Source organism: Limnospira sp. PMC 1279.21, assembly GCF_032349615.1.
GTDB lineage: Bacteria > Cyanobacteriota > Cyanobacteriia > Cyanobacteriales > Microcoleaceae > Limnospira > Limnospira fusiformis.
The window spans coordinates 1-1,090 of sequence record NZ_JARPLU010000420.1 but is presented as its reverse complement, the minus strand read 5'-3'; the positions used below and the strand labels follow the sequence as shown (position 1 = coordinate 1,090).

General features: G+C 46.9%; 1 protein-coding gene and 1 pseudogene. Both read right to left on the bottom strand.

The annotated features are described in order from the left end of the window. Positions 1-122 precede the first annotated feature (122 nt). The gene (locus tag P5683_RS25120; RefSeq protein ID WP_008055272.1) at positions 123-278 is read right to left on the bottom strand and encodes a hypothetical protein; all 156 of its coding nucleotides are present in this window, start codon (positions 276-278) and stop codon (positions 123-125) included. A gap of 518 nt (positions 279-796) precedes the next feature. Beyond that, a pseudogene (locus P5683_RS25115) lies at positions 797-1,090 on the bottom strand (transposase); the annotation flags it as partial.

Sequence of the window (1,090 nt, the reverse complement as noted above, 5' to 3'; positions counted from 1 at the left end):
ACTTTTTGTCTGAGGTCGTAACTATAGGGGGCTGGCATTTTTGGTCTTCTTAGTAATCTCTTCCTCTCCATTATACGTCCTAACTTTCCTGTCTGGTGCTATACTTTTGACATCGGCGGAGTCTAGGACTCTTTTACATGGGAACAGGAAGAAAGGATTTCCTGGAGGAGACGGCTCCTCTGTTCTTGTGGAATGGGTTCCACTAACCGCACGACTTCACGTCGCACATCCTCAACCATTTCTGGTTCTGGAGATAAGTCACTTCGGTTGAGAACCACGAGTTGGCCATCTTTTGGTTGACAGAGCCACTCGATAAGGTCCTGACCTTACCTGACGAGTCGGTCTTTGTGCGAGACCACAATTTCTCTGACATCTCCTGACAGGACTTGTCCCAAAATGGATAAAAGCCCTTTTCGTTTCTAGTTGAGTCCCCATCCGATTTCTTTGACGAGTTTTGCGTCTGCAAACTCCGATTGCAAGTAGTCGGCTTGTCGAAAGAGGTCTGACTTTTGCTTATACGAACTGACTCTGGCGTAGAGGATTCTAATTCTTGTGTGGCCGCCTGGATTAATGACGTAATCAATGTCCTATCGTCGATGACCAGGGGGAGTTCTAATTGTGAGTATTTTTCCGTCCCTGTCCCAGTAACGGGCCGTGTTTTTTCTGAGACCTGAAGGACTTGTGACGCTTCCCTCGGTGTGGCATATCTCATAATGTGTTTTTTGCACTACTGAAAACTCTACCACACACAGCCTGGTATTTTCGGAATCATCTAGTATAGCACTAGTCAATACGGTTAGGACGCAGCCTTGAGAACAGAATCCATGGCATCATGGAGAGAATCAAACTGCTCACGTGCAGTGGCGAATGCGGGCTTTCAACCACGACCAACATTTCTCTATCTTGTTGAGGTCTGGCGAATAAGGCGGAAGATAGAGTAAACGGCATTGAGCTGCCTCCACCAGTTCAGCAATCCGCCCCCCTTTATGAAACGTTGCATTGTCCAATACTAGAGTCTGACCTGGCTTCAATGTTGGAATTATAGCATTAGTCAAGGTGGTTAGGACGCAGCTTTGAGAACGGAATCCAT